Annotated in this window: 17 protein-coding genes; 12 read left to right on the top strand and 5 right to left on the bottom strand. The window is 71.5% G+C overall.

The window, feature by feature from the left end; translation table 11 throughout:
* Positions 1-33 precede the first annotated feature (33 nt).
* The 6 genes from AN215_RS09430 to AN215_RS09455 all read left to right on the top strand — a co-directional run bounded on the left by AN215_RS09430 (position 34) and on the right by AN215_RS09455 (position 5,358).
* A complete protein-coding gene (locus tag AN215_RS09430; RefSeq protein ID WP_070013049.1) occupies positions 34-705 on the top strand; it encodes an RNA polymerase sigma factor in 672 nt (223 codons plus the stop codon).
* A complete protein-coding gene (locus AN215_RS09435) occupies positions 695-1,375 on the top strand; it encodes a hypothetical protein (RefSeq protein WP_070013048.1) in 681 nt (226 codons plus the stop codon). Before AN215_RS09430 ends, AN215_RS09435 begins: the two co-directional genes overlap by 11 nt.
* 245 nt (positions 1,376-1,620) lie before the next feature.
* Entirely contained in the window at positions 1,621-2,184 is a 564-nt protein-coding gene (locus tag AN215_RS09440) for a TIGR03086 family metal-binding protein (RefSeq protein ID WP_070013047.1), read from the top strand.
* Positions 2,185-2,605: 421 nt separating this feature from the next.
* Positions 2,606-3,460 (top strand): hypothetical protein, encoded by an 855-nt coding sequence (locus AN215_RS09445; protein ID WP_070013046.1) that lies wholly within the window; start codon positions 2,606-2,608, stop codon positions 3,458-3,460.
* Between the two features lie 123 nt (positions 3,461-3,583).
* Positions 3,584-3,784, top strand: a complete 201-nt coding sequence (locus AN215_RS29505; protein WP_139140707.1) for a hypothetical protein — start codon at positions 3,584-3,586, stop codon at positions 3,782-3,784.
* Between the two features lie 350 nt (positions 3,785-4,134).
* Positions 4,135-5,358: a Cmx/CmrA family chloramphenicol efflux MFS transporter gene (locus AN215_RS09455; protein ID WP_070013044.1), complete on the top strand. Its 1,224-nt coding sequence runs from the start codon at positions 4,135-4,137 to the stop codon at positions 5,356-5,358.
* Here AN215_RS09455 and AN215_RS28495 read toward each other — a convergent pair.
* Together AN215_RS28495 and AN215_RS09460 are read right to left on the bottom strand one after the other, a co-directional pair.
* Complete coding sequence (locus AN215_RS28495; RefSeq protein ID WP_070013043.1) at positions 5,270-5,581, bottom strand: DUF4031 domain-containing protein; 312 nt, start codon at positions 5,579-5,581, stop codon at positions 5,270-5,272. The genes AN215_RS09455 and AN215_RS28495 overlap by 89 nt on opposite strands.
* Before the next feature lie 103 nt (positions 5,582-5,684).
* Positions 5,685-6,041, bottom strand: coding sequence for a DUF8819 family protein (locus AN215_RS09460; protein ID WP_070013042.1), 357 nt, complete (start codon positions 6,039-6,041; stop codon positions 5,685-5,687).
* Between the two features lie 152 nt (positions 6,042-6,193).
* Here AN215_RS09460 and AN215_RS09465 point away from each other — a divergent pair, with 152 nt between their 5' ends.
* From AN215_RS09465 to AN215_RS09475, 3 genes are all read left to right on the top strand, one after another.
* Complete coding sequence (locus AN215_RS09465) at positions 6,194-7,249, top strand: MurR/RpiR family transcriptional regulator (protein ID WP_079122848.1); 1,056 nt, start codon at positions 6,194-6,196, stop codon at positions 7,247-7,249.
* Positions 7,250-7,576: 327 nt separating this feature from the next.
* Positions 7,577-8,533, top strand: a complete 957-nt coding sequence (gene murQ, locus AN215_RS09470; RefSeq protein ID WP_070013040.1) for an N-acetylmuramic acid 6-phosphate etherase — start codon at positions 7,577-7,579, stop codon at positions 8,531-8,533.
* Positions 8,534-8,648: 115 nt separating this feature from the next.
* Positions 8,649-10,382, top strand: a complete 1,734-nt coding sequence (locus AN215_RS09475; protein WP_079122849.1) for a PTS transporter subunit EIIC — start codon at positions 8,649-8,651, stop codon at positions 10,380-10,382.
* 68 nt (positions 10,383-10,450) lie between these two features.
* Here the strand turns inward: AN215_RS09475 and AN215_RS09480 are convergent, their stop codons facing one another.
* On the bottom strand, positions 10,451-11,005 hold the full coding sequence (locus AN215_RS09480) for a TetR/AcrR family transcriptional regulator (RefSeq protein WP_070013039.1): 555 nt from the start codon (positions 11,003-11,005) through the stop codon (positions 10,451-10,453).
* Between the two features lie 386 nt (positions 11,006-11,391).
* On the opposite strand from AN215_RS09480, the gene AN215_RS09485 reads away from it, so the two are divergent.
* Together AN215_RS09485 and AN215_RS09490 are read left to right on the top strand one after the other, a co-directional pair.
* A complete protein-coding gene (locus AN215_RS09485) occupies positions 11,392-13,140 on the top strand; it encodes an ABC-F family ATP-binding cassette domain-containing protein (protein ID WP_070013038.1) in 1,749 nt (582 codons plus the stop codon).
* Positions 13,137-14,048 (top strand): Vgb family protein, encoded by a 912-nt coding sequence (locus AN215_RS09490; RefSeq protein ID WP_079122851.1) that lies wholly within the window; start codon positions 13,137-13,139, stop codon positions 14,046-14,048. Before AN215_RS09485 ends, AN215_RS09490 begins: the two co-directional genes overlap by 4 nt.
* Here AN215_RS09490 and AN215_RS30290 read toward each other — a convergent pair.
* Positions 14,035-15,177 carry a hypothetical protein gene (locus AN215_RS30290; protein WP_245694366.1) on the bottom strand — a complete coding sequence of 381 codons (1,143 nt, stop codon included), beginning with the start codon at positions 15,175-15,177 and terminating at the stop codon, positions 14,035-14,037. The two genes, AN215_RS09490 and AN215_RS30290, sit on opposite strands and share 14 nt — an antisense overlap.
* Positions 15,174-15,950 carry a hypothetical protein gene (locus AN215_RS29780; RefSeq protein WP_171904157.1) on the bottom strand — a complete coding sequence of 259 codons (777 nt, stop codon included), beginning with the start codon at positions 15,948-15,950 and terminating at the stop codon, positions 15,174-15,176. The genes AN215_RS30290 and AN215_RS29780 overlap by 4 nt, the downstream gene beginning before the upstream one ends.
* A 122-nt stretch (positions 15,951-16,072) precedes the next feature.
* On the opposite strand from AN215_RS29780, the gene AN215_RS09505 reads away from it, so the two are divergent.
* On the top strand, positions 16,073-17,311 hold the full coding sequence (locus AN215_RS09505; RefSeq protein WP_079122852.1) for an MFS transporter: 1,239 nt from the start codon (positions 16,073-16,075) through the stop codon (positions 17,309-17,311).
* Positions 17,312-17,321 lie beyond the last annotated feature (10 nt).

Raw genomic sequence — 17,321 nt, forward strand, 5'->3', positions numbered from 1 at the left:
CCAAGAGGCCACTCACAGAGGATCGCAGGCCACGTGGTCACTTCTTCCTCCACCACCGGCAAGGACGCCCACTCTCCCGACCCGTCGTTCGACGACGTCTTCTGCGAACTGCTGCACCGGCTCTACCGGCGGGCCGCAATGCTGGCCGGATCGCGGCAGTCGGCGGAGGACGCGGTGCACGAGGTCTACCTCAAACTGGCCGCCCGGCCCGAGAACTTCCTCGCGCACCCCGAGCCGTACGCGTACGCCTTCTCGTCGCTCCTCAGCGTCGTCCGCGACAGCTGGCGCCGGGAGCGGCGTCAAGTGCTCGTCGCGGACGTCGAGTTCACAGGCGAGGGCGGCCTTCCGGACAGGGGCGGGGGCGGGGCCGCTCCGCCGCCGGGTGCGCACTGGGACGACGGCGGTCTGGAGCGGCGGGCGTCGGAGCTCGAAACGGTCCGCCTGCTGCGCAAGTTGACCGTACGGCAGGCGGGTGTCGTCGTACTCGTGGACCTGGACGGCTACACCATCGACCAGGCCGCGAAGATCCTCGGCCTGCATCGCGGGACGGTGGCTCTCACACGGCGACGGGCGCTGGACAAGCTGCGGGGCGCGTTGCGCCAACGCCCTGGGCACCAGGGCCGGTCGGAGCGCAAGGGCCGCACAGATCGACCGGACCGCCCGGACCGCCCGGACCGCTCGGGAGGGGAACGCCATGCGTGCTGAGCGACGTGAGGAGACGGCCACCGCCCTCCGCGAGCAACTGCAGGCGGCGGACGCCGTGATCGAGGCCCCGGAGGGTCTGTGGGAGCGGGTGCGTGAGCCGCGCGAGGACGTCACGCCGGCGACGTCACGGGAGCTGCCCGGCGGCCGCCGCCGACCGCTGCCGATGACGGTGATCGCGGTGGCCGCAGCGGCGGTCGTGTTCGTCGTCTGCGGTACGTGGTGGCTGATGTCGCCGTCCACGTTGCCCGGGGCCGTCCAGGGTTCCTCGGCCGACTCGTCCGGGGACTCGGGGACGGCGGAGGACTCGCGGGACTCGCGCCCCATCACGCTGCGGGTGCACAACGTCGAGAAGGCGTGCCAGGAGCTGCGCACGCTGGAGTGCGCGCTGCGCGTCGCGAAGAGCCCGTACGAGCTGTACGCGGACCCCGGCAACTCGGCGGGGCGGGTCTGGCACGGCGACAGGCTCACCGCGGCCTGCGTGGTCACGGACGGTCAGATGGTGACGGACGAGAAGGGCGTCTCCTCCACTCGCTGGTACCGGGTGGAGAGGGCCGGCGAAGGCGGCGACGGCAAGCGGTTCGAGGGCTGGCTGCCGGGTGTCCGTACTCGTAACACGACCGAGGTGCGGCTCTGTGCCGACGGGGAGAAGCCCCGGCCGTACGGCAACTGACGCCGGCGGCGCGGTGTCGGGACGCCGGGCGGATGATCTGCGGCCCGCAGGCCACGTCCCCCACCGCCGGCGCCCCGGCACTCCCCCGAGTGCGCGCGGCCACGCGGACCGCGCTGTTCCTGCCTCCATCGGAGCAGGGACATCCGGTACACGTACGGCGACGGCCTCCCGTATGACACTTGTCAGTGAGACGTGCGTCACAATCCCCCCTCGCGCGCGCGGGCGCACGGGCGCACCATTGACGCATGGAACTGATCGACGCCTTCGAGACGGCCTTCAAGGAATGGGACCGGCTCGTGCACGAAGTCGGGGAACAGCAGTGGGACGACCCCACGCCGTGCCGCGAGTGGAACGTACGGGACCTGGTCAATCACCTGGTCGGCGAACACCTTTGGGCGCCGCATCTGCTGAACGGCGAGACGCTCGCCGAGGTCGGCGACCGCTACGACGGCGACGTGGTCGGCGACGCCCCGGTCGCGATGTGGGAGCAGGCGGGCAGCGGCTCACGCTCCGCGTTCCACCGGAAGGGGGCCCTCCGCGGCGACGTGCACGTCACCGGAGGGAAGACACCGGCCGCCGAGTACGGCTGGCAGATGACGACCGACCTCGCGGTGCACGGCTGGGATCTGGCGAAGGGCATCGGCGTACCGTCCCGGATGCACGACGAGCTCGCCGACGCGGTCTACGACCACATCGCGCCGCAGGCCGGCAGCTGGCACGAGGCCGGGATCTTCGATCCCCCGGTGGACGTGCCGGACGACGCGGTGCCGCAGGACCGGCTGGTGGCACTCCTCGGCCGCCATCCCTGAGCACGGCCGCTGAGCGCAGCCGCGGATTGTCGCGTGTGACTGTTGGAGGAAATGCACACTGGCGAAAGCAACACTTTGCTGCCCTTCCACATTGACGTCACCAAGCCAGCCGAGAACAGCCACTGACGGGCCCGCATCACACAGGGGAATTTCACGGGACCAGAAAGCTCTGCGTACGGTCGGCAGGTCCGCCAGGGCCACCGTCCCGTCATGTCGCATTGCCCAGGAGCAGGTGATGGAGGGGTCAGGAAGCCGCACAAATCACGACGCCAACCCTCGCCGAGCACTGGTCTTCGATTAGCCCTCAGCTGCAGCGGCGGCTGCGTCGTCGCATTTGCCTCAAGTGCCCCAATGGTGATGCCGGTACCAGGGGGGATTGATTCCCCTTGTCATCGGCAACGGGGAGGTGGACTCTAGGCGAATGGACGAGAACGAAGAATCGATGTGGCCGATCGTCAGACGCGTGACCGGCCCTGATGAAGAGGCCCGGCGCAAGAAGGTCGAGGACCCAAGGACCCGCCTGTGCATTATGGGTGGCATGCTTCAGCTCGAACGAGCATTCCATAAACCGCTGATCGGGATCGGCGGGCAAGGCAGGGGGTCATCGAATCTGCCAGACTGCCGCATCAGGTCGATGCTGGCTTTCAATCAGGTCGTAGAAGCCATCAACAAGAAATGGAGCCCCGACAAGGAATTCACGCGCAAGACCTTTGAGACCCGTTGGGAAATCGCACACGACTACATCGCGGACCTTCTGAGCTATGCCCTCTACCGCAAACACTGGGCCCTTCACGAGGCAAGGAACCCTGAAGTACTGGAACAGCTGAAGACCGACGAAAACATCGCGCGAGCCATTCGCAAAGTTGCCTACCTTAACCAGCAGCAGGCACTCGCCAGCGATCTGCATCGACTCCAGGGAGTCCTCACTGCTTTCGCAGATGCCGATGAAGGAATTCAGCGGGCACTCGGAGAGACTCGGGCACTGGTCGAAAAGCTGTGGTCTGAGGTGTATGCCGAAGTTTTCGAGGCGCGCGGCGTGCAGTTACGCCACGACCTGCCGCTTCAGACGTTCACCCGCATCCTGCATTGCGCCGACCTCGGGACGACCATGTGTATGTGGATGGGGGAGGACGAGGAGGACGACGAGCAAGTACCGAAGAGCCCAACGTATTCACTGCTTGGAGACATCGCCTGTCTCTTGGTTGCCGGCTGCCTGGATCCACATGATGGTTCCACGATCGACTCGGCAGTGAACAATAGGTTCAAGAAGGAGTGAGGAGGACTCGCTTCACCCTGCGAGACAGGGTCATCGCCGAATGCCAGGCCGAAAGGCTGGGTGGAACCGACCAGAATTCCCACCCCGAGTCATCACCACTACCCCTGGAAGGTGCGTTGTCCGGTGGTCGAGAACATCACCCAGGTAATCATCGGAATTTTCGGAGTTCTAGGCCTGGTAATTGCCGTCCTGAGAGGACTGCTGGAACAGCTCCCAAAGCTCTTCGAGTCCTGGCGCAAAGCTCGGCAGGCATGGCGCGAGGGCGAAGTCGACGAGCCAGAGCCCTTGACGCACCGCAATACGCACGAGCGGCTGGGTGGCTGACTGTTCAGGCCGGACACCTTGCATGGCGCCGCACCAGCTCCTTGCTGCCGCCTCGACCGCTCCGGCCGGGACGGCCGCCCCGTAGGTCGATGTATACGGTCACGGCGCCTCCGGCCGCCGCCCGCGGCCGGAGGGCCGGCCCTCGCCGGTGCGCAACGGCACCCGGTCGTGGGTGACAGCGCGGAATGCGGGCCGTCGCCCCGTGGTTGACGCGTGTGATGCCAGCCGAAACAGCGGGCCCCTCCGCGGCGCCGCACACCGGGCCGCCGGCCGTGCCGCACCAAGCAGGAGGAGCCGGCAACGGGGAGGGCGCCGGCGTCAGCCCGCGCCCCGCCCGGTCACGCGAGCGCATGCCACCTTCCGTCTACGTCCTCGGCCTGGCGGTCTTCGCGCTCGGCACCTCCGAGTTCATGCTCTCCGGGCTTCTCCAGCCGCTCTCCCGCGATCTGGGCGTCTCCATTCCACGGGCCGGGCTGCTGGTCTCCGCGTTCGCGGTCGGGATGGTCGTGGGAGCCCCGCTCCTCGCGGCCGCCACGCTGCGGCTGCCGCGCCGCGTGACACTGATCGCGCTGCTGGCAGTGTTCGGGCTGGGCCAGGTCGCGGGTGCCCTCGCGCCCACGTACGGGGTGCTCTTCGCCTCCCGGGTGATCAGCGCTCTGGCCTGCGCGGGCTTCTGGGCGGTGGGTGCGGCGGTGGCGATGTCGCTGGTGCCGGTGAACACTCGGGCCCGCGCCATGGCCGTCATGATCGGCGGGCTGAGCACCGCCAACATCGTGGGCGTGCCCGCCGGTTCACTGCTGGGTCAGCACGCGGGGTGGCGGTCGGCGTTCTGGGCGGTGGCGGCCATGTCGGCGGTCGCGCTGGCCGGGGTGATCGCGCTCGTACCGCGTACGGAGCCGGCGAAGGACGCGGACCGGCCTCGGCTCCGCCGCGAGCTGCGGATCTACGCCGACAAGCTGGTGTGGCTCAACGTCGTCACGATCGCCCTCAACGCCGCCGCGGTCTTCGCCGTCTTCTCGTATCTCGGCCCGCTGCTGACCGACGTCGCCGGCATGGCGGAGAACCGGCTTCCGACGGTCCTTGCGCTCTTCGGACTCGGCGGGCTCATAGGCACCGCGATCGGCGGACGCATCTCGGACGGGCACCTGTTCGGCACGATGTACGGCGGCATCGCGGCATCGACGGGCGCACTGGCACTGCTGGCGCTGTTCGCCCGCATCCCGGCTGCGGCGGTGGGGCTCTCGCTGCTGCTGGGCGTCACCGCGTTCATGACCGCCCCGGCGCTGAACGCCCGCATGTTCAACCTCGGGGATGCCGCGCCGACGCTCGCGGGCGCCACCACGACGTCCTCCTTCAACATCGGCAACACCCTGGGTCCCTGGCTGGGCGGCCTGGTCATCAGTGCGGGGTGGGGATACCAGGCAGTGGCATGGACCGGCGCGGCGCTCGCGGCGGGCGCCGTCGTCACGACGGCTCTCGCCTCGCTCACACAGCGGCGGGCCCGTCGCCGGACCGCCGCCGCCCCGGCTGCGACGGCCCTCGCCTCTTCGGGCGGCGCAGCCCCGCGTCGGTGAGGCGCCGCACCAGCTCCTTGCTGCCGACCTCGACCGCCCCTGCCGAGACGGCCGCCGCGTAGCGGGCGCTCGGCACGTCGTAGTGGTCGCGGTCGAAGGCGCGGCGCGGGCAGCCGATCGCGGCGGCGAAGGCGTGGAGTTCGTCGTAGGAGACGTCGCTGACCAGGTGCGACCACACGAGGCCCTTGCCCGGCCAGACGGGCGGGTCGATGTATACGGTCACCGCGCCTCCGACCGCCGCCCGCGGCCGGCGGTCCGGCCCTCACCGGCAGCCCTGCCCGTCGGAGCCGGTCCCGTCGGACCGCGCCCCCTCGGACCGCGTCCCGTCAGAGCCACTTGTTCAGCGCTCCCACGCGGCAGACGGACGTCGTGGTCTCGCTGCAGACCCAGTGCGGGTCCTCGCCCAGCGCGGGTTCGATCTCCAGCGCATGCGGATCGGAGCCGAGGCACACGGGGCACAGCGGCCAGCGCCCGTACCGGTCGAGCAGGGCGTCCTGTACGTCCTGGGCGACCAGGCCGCTCACGAAGCCCATCCCCTCGGGCCACTGCTCCACCCACCACCTCCGGTGCGAGACCGCTTCCTCGACGAGCGAGACCACGTCCGCCTCCGCGACCTTGCCCGCCTCGAGGTCGGCGAGTACGAGGGCCCGGGCCGTGTGAAGTGTCTGCTCAAGCTGGTCCATGCCTCCATTGCACCAAACAGGTGACGGGCTGTGCGGTGGTCCCGGCCACCCGCGGGACCGGCGTTCACCGCGAAAAGAACCGGAGAAGGAACCATGACGGACCCACGTACACACCTCTTGACGTGGGCACGGCGGGAAAATATCTTCCATCGATGACCACGTATCTGAAGGAAAGTTTCGCCAGAAACAGCCGTACGCATCCCAGACCCGGCGGCGGCTCCCCCACCGGAAGCACACCCCGCTCAGGCCCGCCCCACACCCCCGGGTCCCGCGGCGCAGCCGCCGCACCCCAGCCCGCCGCGCGCCCTGCGCCCGGCGGACGGCCCGGACCCCCCGCTCCCGGCGCTCTCGCCGCCAAGGTGCGCACCATGGCTCCGTCCATGACGCGCTCGATGCAGCGCGTGGCCGAGACCGTCGCGAGCGACCCCGCAGGGTGCGCCCAGCTCACGGTCACCGGGCTCGCCGAACGCACCGGGACCAGCGAGGCCACGGTCGTACGCACCTCGCGTCTGCTCGGCTACCCCGGGTACCGCGATCTGCGCCTCGCGCTCGCGGGCCTCGCGGCACAGCAGGAGTCCGGCGCGGCCCCGTCCGTCACGGCCGACATCGCGGTGGACGACCCGATCGCGGACGTCGTGGCCAAGCTGGCGCACGACGAGCGGCAGACGCTCGCCGACACCGCCGCCGGCCTGGACACGGTGCAGCTGGAGGCGGCCGTCACCGCCGTCGCCGGCGCACGCCGCGTCGACGTGTACGGAGTGGGGGCCTCCGGGCTCGTCAGCAAGGACCTCGCGCAGAAGCTGCTGCGCATCGGCCATGTCGCGCACGCGGAGGCCGACCCCCACCTGGCCGTCACCACCGCGGTGCAGCTCGGCGCCGGTGACGTGGCGATAGCCATCACTCATTCGGGTCGTACGGTCGACGTGATCGAACCGCTCAGGGCCGCCTTCGACCAGGGTGCGACGACGATCGCCATCACGGGGCGTTCGGACGGCGAGATCGCGCAGTACGCCGATCACGTGCTGACCACGTCGACGGCGCGCGAGAGCGAGCTTCGGCCGGCGGCGATGTCGAGCCGTACGAGCCAACTGCTCGTCGTTGACTGTTTGTTCATCGGCGTGGCCCAACGTACGTACGAGAGCGCGGCCCCCGCGCTCTCCGCCTCCTACGAGGCACTCGCACACCGGCACTCGCCGCGCCCGCGCTGAGCCCGCACCTCCAGTCCGGATCCCGGCCCGGGCTGGTCGTCGGTGACGGGCAGGTTGCCGGTACGGGCAGGCACGTACGCGCACGGCCTGCCGGCTGCGCGGCCGTCCGGACTCGCACCCGAGTGCGGGTCCGTGTCCCTGTCCCCGCCCGAAAGGCGTCAGTGTCCGAAAGGCGCCCCGTGTCCGAAACGCGTCGGTGCCCGTTATCCGGGCCGGACCACGCGTCCGTGCCGAACCGTGTCCGTGTCCGTTGCCCGAGTCCGAGTTCTCGTCCGAAACGGCATCCGCATCCGCGTCCGCGCGAGCCAGAAAGAGCCCCACCTCCCCATGACCTCCACCGCCGACACTCCCCCCTCCTACAGCGAGCTGCGTGCGCAGCTGGAGACGCTGACCACGGAGGCGTTCCGGAGCGAACTGTCCGAAATCGATCAGCTGCCCACCCTGGAGATCGCCCGGATCATGCAGGGTGAGGACGCCACCGTGCCCGGTGCCGTCGGCGAGCAGCTCCCGCAGATCGCCGCCGCCATCGACGCCACCGCCGAACGGATGGCGCGCGGCGGCCGTCTCGTCTACGCGGGCGCCGGCACCGCGGGCCGGATGGGCGTGCTGGACGCCAGCGAGTGCCCGCCCACCTTCAACACCGATCCGTCCGACGTGCTCGGCCTGATCGCGGGCGGCCCCGGCGCGATGAGCAGGTCCGTCGAAGGCGCCGAGGACAGCAAGGAGCTGGCCGCCGCCGACCTCGACGCCCTGCAGCTGACGTCCGACGACACGGTGGTCGGCATCTCCGCGTCCGGCCGCACCCCGTACGCGGTCGGCGCCGTCGAGCACGCGCGCCACACGCACGGCGCGCTCACCGTCGGCTTCTCCTGCAACGCGGACTCGCCGCTGGGGGACGCGGCCGATCTGCGCATCGAGGTCGTGGTGGGCCCGGAGCTGCTCACCGGCTCGACCCGCCTGAAGGCCGGTACGGCGCAGAAGCTCGTCCTGAACATGCTGTCGACGATCACCATGATCCGTCTGGGCAAGACCTACGGGAACCTGATGGTCGACCTGCGGGCCTCGAACGAGAAGCTGCGCGCGCGTTCACGCCGCATCGTCGCCCTCGCGACGGGTGCCGGGGACGAGACGATCGAGGCCGCTCTCACCCAAGCGGGCGACGAGGTCAAGAACGCCATTCTGATCATTCTCGCGGGCGTCGACGGCCGCAGCGCGGCCCGGTTGCTCGACGACGCCGACGGTCATCTGCGAGCTGCGCTCCGCGCGGCGGGCGGCGAGGGCTGACAGTGGATGCCAAGCGGCTGGCCGCCGCCGCCTGCGGCTAGCCAGTGCCGGAGGGGCACTGGCTCGACCGCACCACGTTCCGGGCCCCCCGGACCGCCAGAGAGCGACCGCGCCCATGAGCACAGACAAGAACCGCCAGATCGCCGAGGCTCTGCTCCCCCTCGTGGGGGGTTCGCAGAACGTCGTCTCCGTCACCCACTGCATGACCCGGATGCGGCTCGGCCTGGCCGACCGCTCGCTGGTCCAGGACGCCGCGCTCCGTGCGCTGCCGGACGTGGTGGGCGTCGTCGAGGACGACGACACGTACCAGATCGTGCTCGGCCCGGGGAAGGTCGCCCGGGTCACCACCGAACTCCAGGCCATCGCCCGGCAGGACCCGGGCGCCGGTACGCCGGCCGGTACGAGTGCCGCCACGGCGGCCGGTCCCGCGGCCGCTGCTGCCGGCCCGCCGGCCGGTGGGGGCACCGCCGACGGCCCGTCCCCGGTCACCGCAGGCGAGCTGGCCGAGCGGGGCGACGCGATCCGTGCCGCGCGCAGACGTAAGAACGCCACACCGGTGAAGCAGATGCTGCGCCGGGTCGCCAACATCTTCGTCCCGCTCATCCCGGCACTCATCGGCTGCGGCATCGTCGCCGGCATCAACGGCATCCTGACGAACCTGGTCAGCAGCGGCAGCGCCCAGTGGGCATCCGGGATGGTCCCGGCGCTGACGGCGATCTCCACGGGGTTCATGTCGCTCATCGCCGTGTTCGTCGGCATCAACACGGCCGCGGAGTTCGGCGGTACGCCCGTCCTCGGCGGCGCGGCCGCCGCCGTGATCGTCTTCGCCGGGGTCTCGAAGGTCTCCGCGTTCGGGGAGAAGCTCGCGCCCGGGCAGGGCGGCGTGCTGGGCGCGCTCTTCGCGGCGCTGCTCGCGGTGTACGTGGAGAGGTGGTGCCGCCGCCGGGTGCCGGAGGCAGTCGACGTACTGGTCACGCCCACCGTCACCGTGCTCGTCTCCGGCCTCGTCACGCTCTTCGGCCTGATGTACGTGTGCGGGCTCGTCTCCACCGGCATCGGCCACTTCGCCGACTGGCTGCTCCTGCACGGCGGAGGCGTCGCCGGTTTCGTCCTCGGCGGTCTCTTCCTGCCCCTGGTGATGCTCGGGCTGCACCAGGCGCTCATCCCCATCCACACCACGCTCATCGAGCAGGACGGCTTCACGGTCCTGCTTCCCGTCCTCGCGATGGCCGGCGCCGGACAGGTCGGTGCGGCGATCGCCGTATACGTCAGGCTGCGCCGCAACACCTCGATCCGTAAGACCATCAAGTCGGCGCTTCCCGCCGGGGTGATGGGCATCGGCGAGCCGCTGATCTACGGGGTCTCGCTGCCGCTCGGCCGTCCCTTCATCACCGCCTGCGTCGGAGGAGCCGTCGGCGGCGGTGCCGTGGGGCTCTTCCACCAGCTCGGCACGTCGGTGGGCTCCACCGCGATCGGCCCGTCCGGGTGGGCTCTGTTCCCGCTGCTGAAGGGCAATCAGGGGCTCGGCGCCGTAGCCGCCGTCTACGCGCTGGGGATGGGCACGGGATATCTGGCGGGCTTCCTCGTGACGTACTTCTTCGGCTTCAGCAAGCAGATGCTGACGGAACTCAACGCCGGTCCCGGGGACGAGACCGCCGCGGCGCCGAGCCGGGTCGTCGCGGCAGGGTCGCCCTCCGTACGGCAGGACGCCCGCCCTGCCATGCGCACCACCGGCACGCGGGACGAGGACGACGACGGTGACAGCGGCGGCATCGAGGACGAGGGCGGCGGCGGTCACGGCGGGGGCGGCGGGAGCGGCGGCGAGCCGAAGCAGCCGGCCGGCGTCTGACCGTAAGGGGCAGCCGGGGCCGGACCGGGGCCGGCAGTCCGGAACCGGAACGGCCCGGGCGGACCCTTCTACGAACACCCCGGTTCAACGAACACCCCGGCGCGGGCCGCGGCGAGCGCAGCTTCCGCGGCCCGCGCCGCCGTCTCCGCGTCGACGGGTTCGCCCGAGATGAACAGCCGGTAGTACAGCGGGGCGACGGCCGCGCGTACGGTCTCCTCCCCGTCCGTGCCCTCCGGCAGCTCCCCTCGCTCCACCGCCCGTACGACGACGGACGCCGCCCGGCGGTGACGGGCGGCGAGGAAACCGTGGAGGGCGCGGGCGGTCACCTCGTCGTGGACCGCGGCCGAGACGAGCGCACGCGAGACTGTGCCGGCATGCGGGTCGTTGAAGTGCGCGACCACGAGCGAGGTGAGTTCCCGCAGGTCGCCGCGGACGTCGCCGGTGTCGGGCACGGGCCACGGCTCACCGGAGGCGAGATCGAGGGCGTCGGCGGCGAGCCCGGCGGCGTTCCGCCAGCGGCGGTAGACGGTGGCTCTGTGCACGCCCGCACGTGCCGCCACACCCTCGACCGTCAGTCCGCCGTAGCCCTGGTCGGCGATCTCGGCGAGCGTCGCCTCCCGCACGGCCTCGCGCGTGCGTGCCGTACGACCGCCGGGGCGCGTACGTCCCTGTTCGGGAGGCCCGGGCTCCGGTTCGGGAGGCGTGGATTCCCGGTGACGCCCGTGCCCGGGGCTCGTGCCGGGCGTCAAGGGCCGCCCAGGTAATCGCGTTGCATGGTCGCACCCCCTGTGTCACGCTCACCTTAACGCAACACTGTCGCATTTGCAGGACGCCTGAAGCGGCGCCGGACACGACGCCGGCAGCCGCGGAGACGCGGACGAGACACAGATCAGGCAGAGACCTCGAGGGAGTGCAGCAGACATGGACCGAGTCCAGGCCCGGGAACACACCGCCGTCCCGGCGCACTCGCCCTGCCAGCCGCCGCCCCGCGCCCCGGAGGTCCACCGCCTTGCCCGCCCAGCTCACGCTCAAGGACGTCACGAAGTCGTATGCCGGACGCCCCGTGCTCGACGGGATCTCGCTCACGGTCAGACCCGGTGAACACGTAGCCGTCGTAGGTGACAACGGTTCGGGCAAGTCCACGCTCCTCCGGCTGATCGCCGGTCAGGAACCGCCGGACGACGGCACCGTGACCGTCTCCGTTCCCGCCGGCGCCCTCGGCGGCGGTGTGGGGCACCTCGGCCAGACGCCGGTCCCGCCGGGCACCCGCACCGTGCGCGAGGTCGTCGACGACGCGCTCGCGGGGCTGCGGGCCATGGAACGGCGCCTGCGGGAGCTGGAGTCCGACCTCAGCGAGGAGCGGATGGCCGAGTACGGCGACCTGCTCACCGCGTACGAGGCCCGCGGCGGATACGTGGCCGACTCCCGTACGGACAGGGCGCTGCAGGCACTCGGCCTGGGCGCCACGGACCGCGGCAGACAGCTCGCGAGCCTGTCCGGCGGCGAACGCGCGCGGCTGGGCCTTGCCTGCCTGCTGGCCTCCGCGCCGCAGCTGATGCTGCTCGACGAACCCGCCAACCACCTCGACGGGAACGCGCTGAGCTGGCTGGAGGACCAACTCCGCGCACACCGCGGCACAGTGGTGACCGTCTCCCACGACCGGATGTTCCTCGACAGGGTCGCCGGCACGATCGTGGAGGTCGAGAACGGCCGCGTCACCCGGTACGGCGGCGGCTACCGCAGCTATCTCAAGGAGCAGGCGGCGGTGCGGCAGCGTCACGAGCAGGCGTACGAGGACTGGTGCCGTGCCGTACGGGAGGCCGAGCGCGCCATCGCCACCACCGCACGCCGTGTGGCACCCGGACGCGGCATGAAGGACGGCAACAAGATGGCCTACGCGCGTGACGCCGGGCGCGTGCAGAGCTCGGTGGCGAGCCGCGTCCGGCAGGCGCAGGAACGGCTGCGCAGACTGCACCGTGAGGCGGTGCCCCGGCCGCCCGAACTGCTCAGCTTCAACGGGGAGTTCGAAACGTCCGGCACCCGCGGCGAGGACGGCACCGACGACACGGGCGGCACCGGAGCGGACAAGGCGGACGGCGGGGGCGACGCGATCCGGGCCTCCCTGCACGACGTGCGCGTCGGCGACCGCCTCCACGTTCCGGAACTGCGCATCGCACACGGGCAGCGGCTTCTCGTGCACGGCCCGAACGGCGCGGGCAAGTCGACCCTCCTCCACCTCCTCGCCGGTGAACTGCGCCCCGACAGCGGCACGTTGCGTCTCAGCGGACGTGCCGGGCTGCTGGCCCAGGAGCTCCACGAGGCGAGCGACGGCAGGGGCCGCTCCCTCCTTGCCGCGTTCGCGGCCGGCCGTGCGGGCAGCGCCGACGAGCACCGCGAACGGCTGCTGTCCCTGGGCCTGTTCCGCGAGGAGACCCTCGAAGTCCCCGTCGGACGGCTCTCCGTGGGCCAGAGGCAACGGCTCGCCCTCGCGAGGCTGCTGACCGCCGGTACGGAACTGCTGCTCCTGGACGAGCCGACCAACCACCTCTCCCCCACGCTCGTCGAGGAGCTGGAGCGGGCGCTCGACTCGTACCGGGGCGCCCTCGTCGTCGTCTCCCACGACCGCACGCTCGCACGCCGCTTCAGGGGAGCCCGGGTGCGCATGCACGGCGGCGAGCTGGAATCCGGAACGGACACACAAGTATCCGGAGCGGACACACAAGTACAGGTACTCGAAGAACGGGGTGAGCAGGCGTGACGAAGACGCTGATCGTGGAAGAGACCGGAATACCGGCGGACGGCGGCGACGCGGGAGCGGGCCCGTACGGCATCACGGCGGGACCTGACGGCGCCCTCTGGTTCACCCTCGTGCACACGGGCGTGATCGGCCGACTTGAGCTGCCCGCGGGGAAGTTCAGCTTCCACCCGCTCCATGCCCCGGACAGCGGCCCCACCGTCATCACTCCCGGGCCGGACGGCGCGCTGTGGTTCTGCCGTACAAAGGACCACCGCATCGGCCGCATGGACACCGAGGGCCGTACGTGCGAATTCGCCCTGCCCGCACCGGAGTCGAGCCCGTACGGGATCACCGCGGGGCCGGACGGCGCGCTGTGGTTCACCGAGCCCGGGGCGGACCGGATCGGCCGCATCACCACGTCCGGGGAGACGGCGCAGTTCCCGTTGCCCGTACGGGGCGCATATCCCTCGGCCATCACGGCGGGGCGGGACGGCGCGCTCTGGTTCACGCTGAACCAGGCAGACGTCGTCGCCCGGATGACCACGGCAGGCGAGATCACGTCCTTCCCACTGCCGACGAAGGGCGCCGCGCCGGTGGGCATCGCCGCCGATCCCCGTGACGGCGCGGTGTGGTTCGCGGAGATCGGCGCGGGCGCGGTCGGCCGCGTCACCGCCTCCGGGGACATCACCGAATTCCCGCTTCCCGACCCGTCCGCGCGTCCTCACGCGGTGGCCGTCGACGCCGCCGGAGCGTGCTGGGTCACGCAATGGGGCACGGGCCGCATCGGCCGCATCACCCCCGACGGCACCTTCACCGACACCCCGCTGCACACCCCGCACGCCGAACCGCACGGCCTGACGCCCGGCCCGGACGGCGCCATCTGGACGGCACTCGAATCGGGCGCGCTGGCCCGCGTCACGGAGGGCTGACCTGGCGTGCTGAAGAAGCCCCGCCGGAGGACTTGCGCAGGAACGCGACCAAGTCCTCCACGCTGTAGCCGAGTTCCGTGCCGCGGTCCGCGGCCATGAGGAGGAACTGACCGACGATCTCCGCCCCCCACCCATCCGTACCGTCGCTGCACCACTCCCACATCTTCTGGATCCCGAGATCGGTCATCTGCAAGCCGTGCTCCGATCTGATCTCGGCGCACACCTGGGCGACCGCATCCAGGAGCCTCGGCCCGGGCCGCTCGCACTTCAGCCCGAAGTACGCCCCGAAGTCCGCGGCGACGCAGCCTTCCGGGGGGCTCACCCGGAGAGCGGCGAAACGAGGGTCGTCGAGCGGCGGCACTTCCACCGGCGGACAGTGGATGAGATCGAAACGGTGCCACCCCGGTGGCGGGGGCGGCGCCGGCCGTTCATACGGCAGGCCCGCAGCCTCGTCCGCGCGTACGCGGGCCTGCTCGTACGTCGACCCGTGGACGGTCTTCGAGTGGGAGCCCTCGCCGGATGAGATCGCCATGAACTCACCCTCGCAGAGGGCACTGACAACGGTGGGTGACCGGAGGGCCACCGGCTTCACAGCCTCAGCAACCGCTCCGTCGCCTGCTTGTACCGGCGCAGGGCCAGGCGAAGTTGCTCCGTTCCCGCTTCGGAGTCCGGGCCGGCCGGGTCGCCCGGCTCCTCCGGTGCGCCCCGGGCCGTTCGCGTGCTGCCACGGCTCGCGCAGTGCGCGGCGCCGCTGGGCCAGGGCCTGTTCGAGATGGCGTGCGGCTTCGTCGAAGACGTCGTCCGCCTGCTCGACCGCGCGCCGCGGCCCGTCCACGAAGCCGCTGACGGCGTGGTGCAGGCGAGCGGTGAGGCGGTCGCGCTCGTCGCGGTCCAGGAGCGGGGCGGCGCCGTCCTCCTCCGAGTGCTGCCGGGCGGCGGCAGACCGGGTCCGCCGCCGCTGTTCCGCCGTCGGCGGTACGAGGCCGTGGCCCGGCCCCGTACCGGTCGCCGCCGGGTCGGCAGGTGCTCCCGGCGGAGCGGGCGGCACCGCGGGCGGGTTGGCGGCGGCCGGGGTGCCCCGCAACGAGCCCGGATCGGCGGAGCCGCGGTGAGTCTCGCGGGACGTCACGACGCCTCACGTCCCTTCGTGGGACGGCGGCCGGGGAAGAGGCCCCGGGCCGGGCCCGCTGTGCCGTCGTGGGTCAGCGGACGGGCCGTCTGCGGCGCCCGGCCGGTCCACCGGGCCCGCCCGGCCTTCGGCTCGGGGTGCTCGGTGGCCAGCACGTCGAAGAACTCCCGGGCCTGGAGCATGACCACACGCATGTCCTCGGTACCGGCGGCGGCCTCCGCACCCGGAGCACCCGGAGCACCCGGAGCACCCGGCGTACCCGCGGCACCCGGCGCACCGACGGCTGGGGCCGTGCCGGGAGCACCAGCCGTGCCCTCTGTACCCGCCGTGCCCGCCGTCGCCGCCGCGTGCATCCGCCGGTAGCCCTCGATGTGATGAGGGTGGTGCACGGAGAGCGCGTCCATGTGCTCGCCATGGCGTTCCGGGCCGGGGAAGCCGCGCGCCTGAGCCAGGCCGCCCAGCAGTTGGTGCACCTCTGCGAGAGCGTGCCGCGGCGATTCGACGAAGCGTTCCTGCGCCGCCGTCCAGCGGCTCAGGTACTGCTCACGCACCTGCGGCGGAAGCGGGTGCGGCGTGAAGGAGCCGTACGCGCGTACCCGGGCGGTCAGTTCGCGCTCCGCCGCCTTGGTGTCGCCGTTGTGGCGGGCGAGCACCCTCCCGTACTCGGGCCCGAAGCGGCGCCTGAGGCCGCCTCCACCGCCGGGCTTGCCGACACCCGCGAAGAGCGCGCCGGCCACGACTACGGCAACTGCCGCTATCAGAACAATGATCACAACTGATGACACTGTGCCCACCCCGAGTTTTCTTCTCGTAGCGGATAGTTCGCCTCCGGGTAGCCGCGCCGTCCGTCCGCAAACGCCGGGACGACGGCCACGGCGGAGCGGATCATGGGTGCATGAGCGGTGACACCGAACCGGATTCCGGCAGCACGGCGACACGCGAACGCCGCACCCTCACGCGCCCCGTGGCGTTCTGGCTGGTGGCCGCCGCCTTCACGGTGACGATGCTGGGGACGACACTGCCGACCCCGCTGTACGTCGTCTACCAGCGGGAACTCGACTTCTCCACCCTCATGGTCACCGTCGTCTTCGCGACGTACGCGGCGGGCGTGCTGGCCGCGCTGCTGCTCGTCGGCCATGTCTCGGACGAAGTCGGCCGCCGCCGGACGCTGTTGCCGGGGCTGGCACTGTCGATGCTCAGCGCGGTCGTCTTCCTCGTGGCGCACAATCTGGAACTGCTCTTCGCCGGACGGCTGCTGTCGGGTCTGTCCGCGGGCATCTTCACCGGCACGGCGACCGCCGCCCTGGTCGACCTGGCCGACGCCAGGAGCACCGGCCGGGGCAGCCTGGTGGCCACGGTGGTGCAGATGGGCGGCCTGGGCAGCGGCCCGCTGCTGGCCGGCGTGCTCGCCGAAGCCGCACCGGCGCCGCTGCGTCTCCCGTACGCGGTCGACCTGGCGCTGCTCGTGCTGGTGGCCGCCGGTCTGTGGTTCATGCCGGAACCCGTGGCCGGCACCGTGCGGCGTCCCCGGATGCGGGTGACGAAACCGGGGGTTCCGCAGGGGATGCGGGGCACTTTCGTACGGGCGGGCATCGCCGGGTTCGCGGGCTTCGCTGTGCTGGGGCTGTTCACGGCCGTGTCGCCCTCGTTCCTCGGCGAGCTGCTGGGCATGGACAGCTTCGCGCTCGCCGGCGGCGTGATCTTCGGGGTGTTCGCGGCGTCCGCCGTGGGGCAGATCGTGCTGGTGCCGCGGTTCGGCGAGGCGTCACTGCCTCTCGGGTGCGCCGGACTCGTCGTGGGGATGTGCCTGCTGACGGCCGGGTTCGCCGTGCGGTCGTTCGAACTGCTCGTCGCCGGAGGCGTGATCGCCGGAGGCGGTCAGGGCATGAGCTTCCGCGCCGGACTGGCGGCCGTCAACGCCGAGGCTCCTGTCGCCCAGCGTGCCAACGTGGCCTCCACGTACTTCGTCGTGCTCTACGTGGCTCTGTCACTGCCCGTGATCGGCGTGGGTGTGGCGGCCGATCTGTTCGGGCTCCGCGCGGCGGGAATCGCCTTCAGCCTGCTCGTCGCCGCGCTCGCCGGCTCCGTACTGGCGGCGCTGCTGCGCGCGGGGCGGGCGCCCCGCGCGACCTGACGCGCCCGCC

This window comes from Streptomyces abyssalis (assembly GCF_001751365.1).
Taxonomy (GTDB): domain Bacteria; phylum Actinomycetota; class Actinomycetes; order Streptomycetales; family Streptomycetaceae; genus Streptomyces; species Streptomyces abyssalis.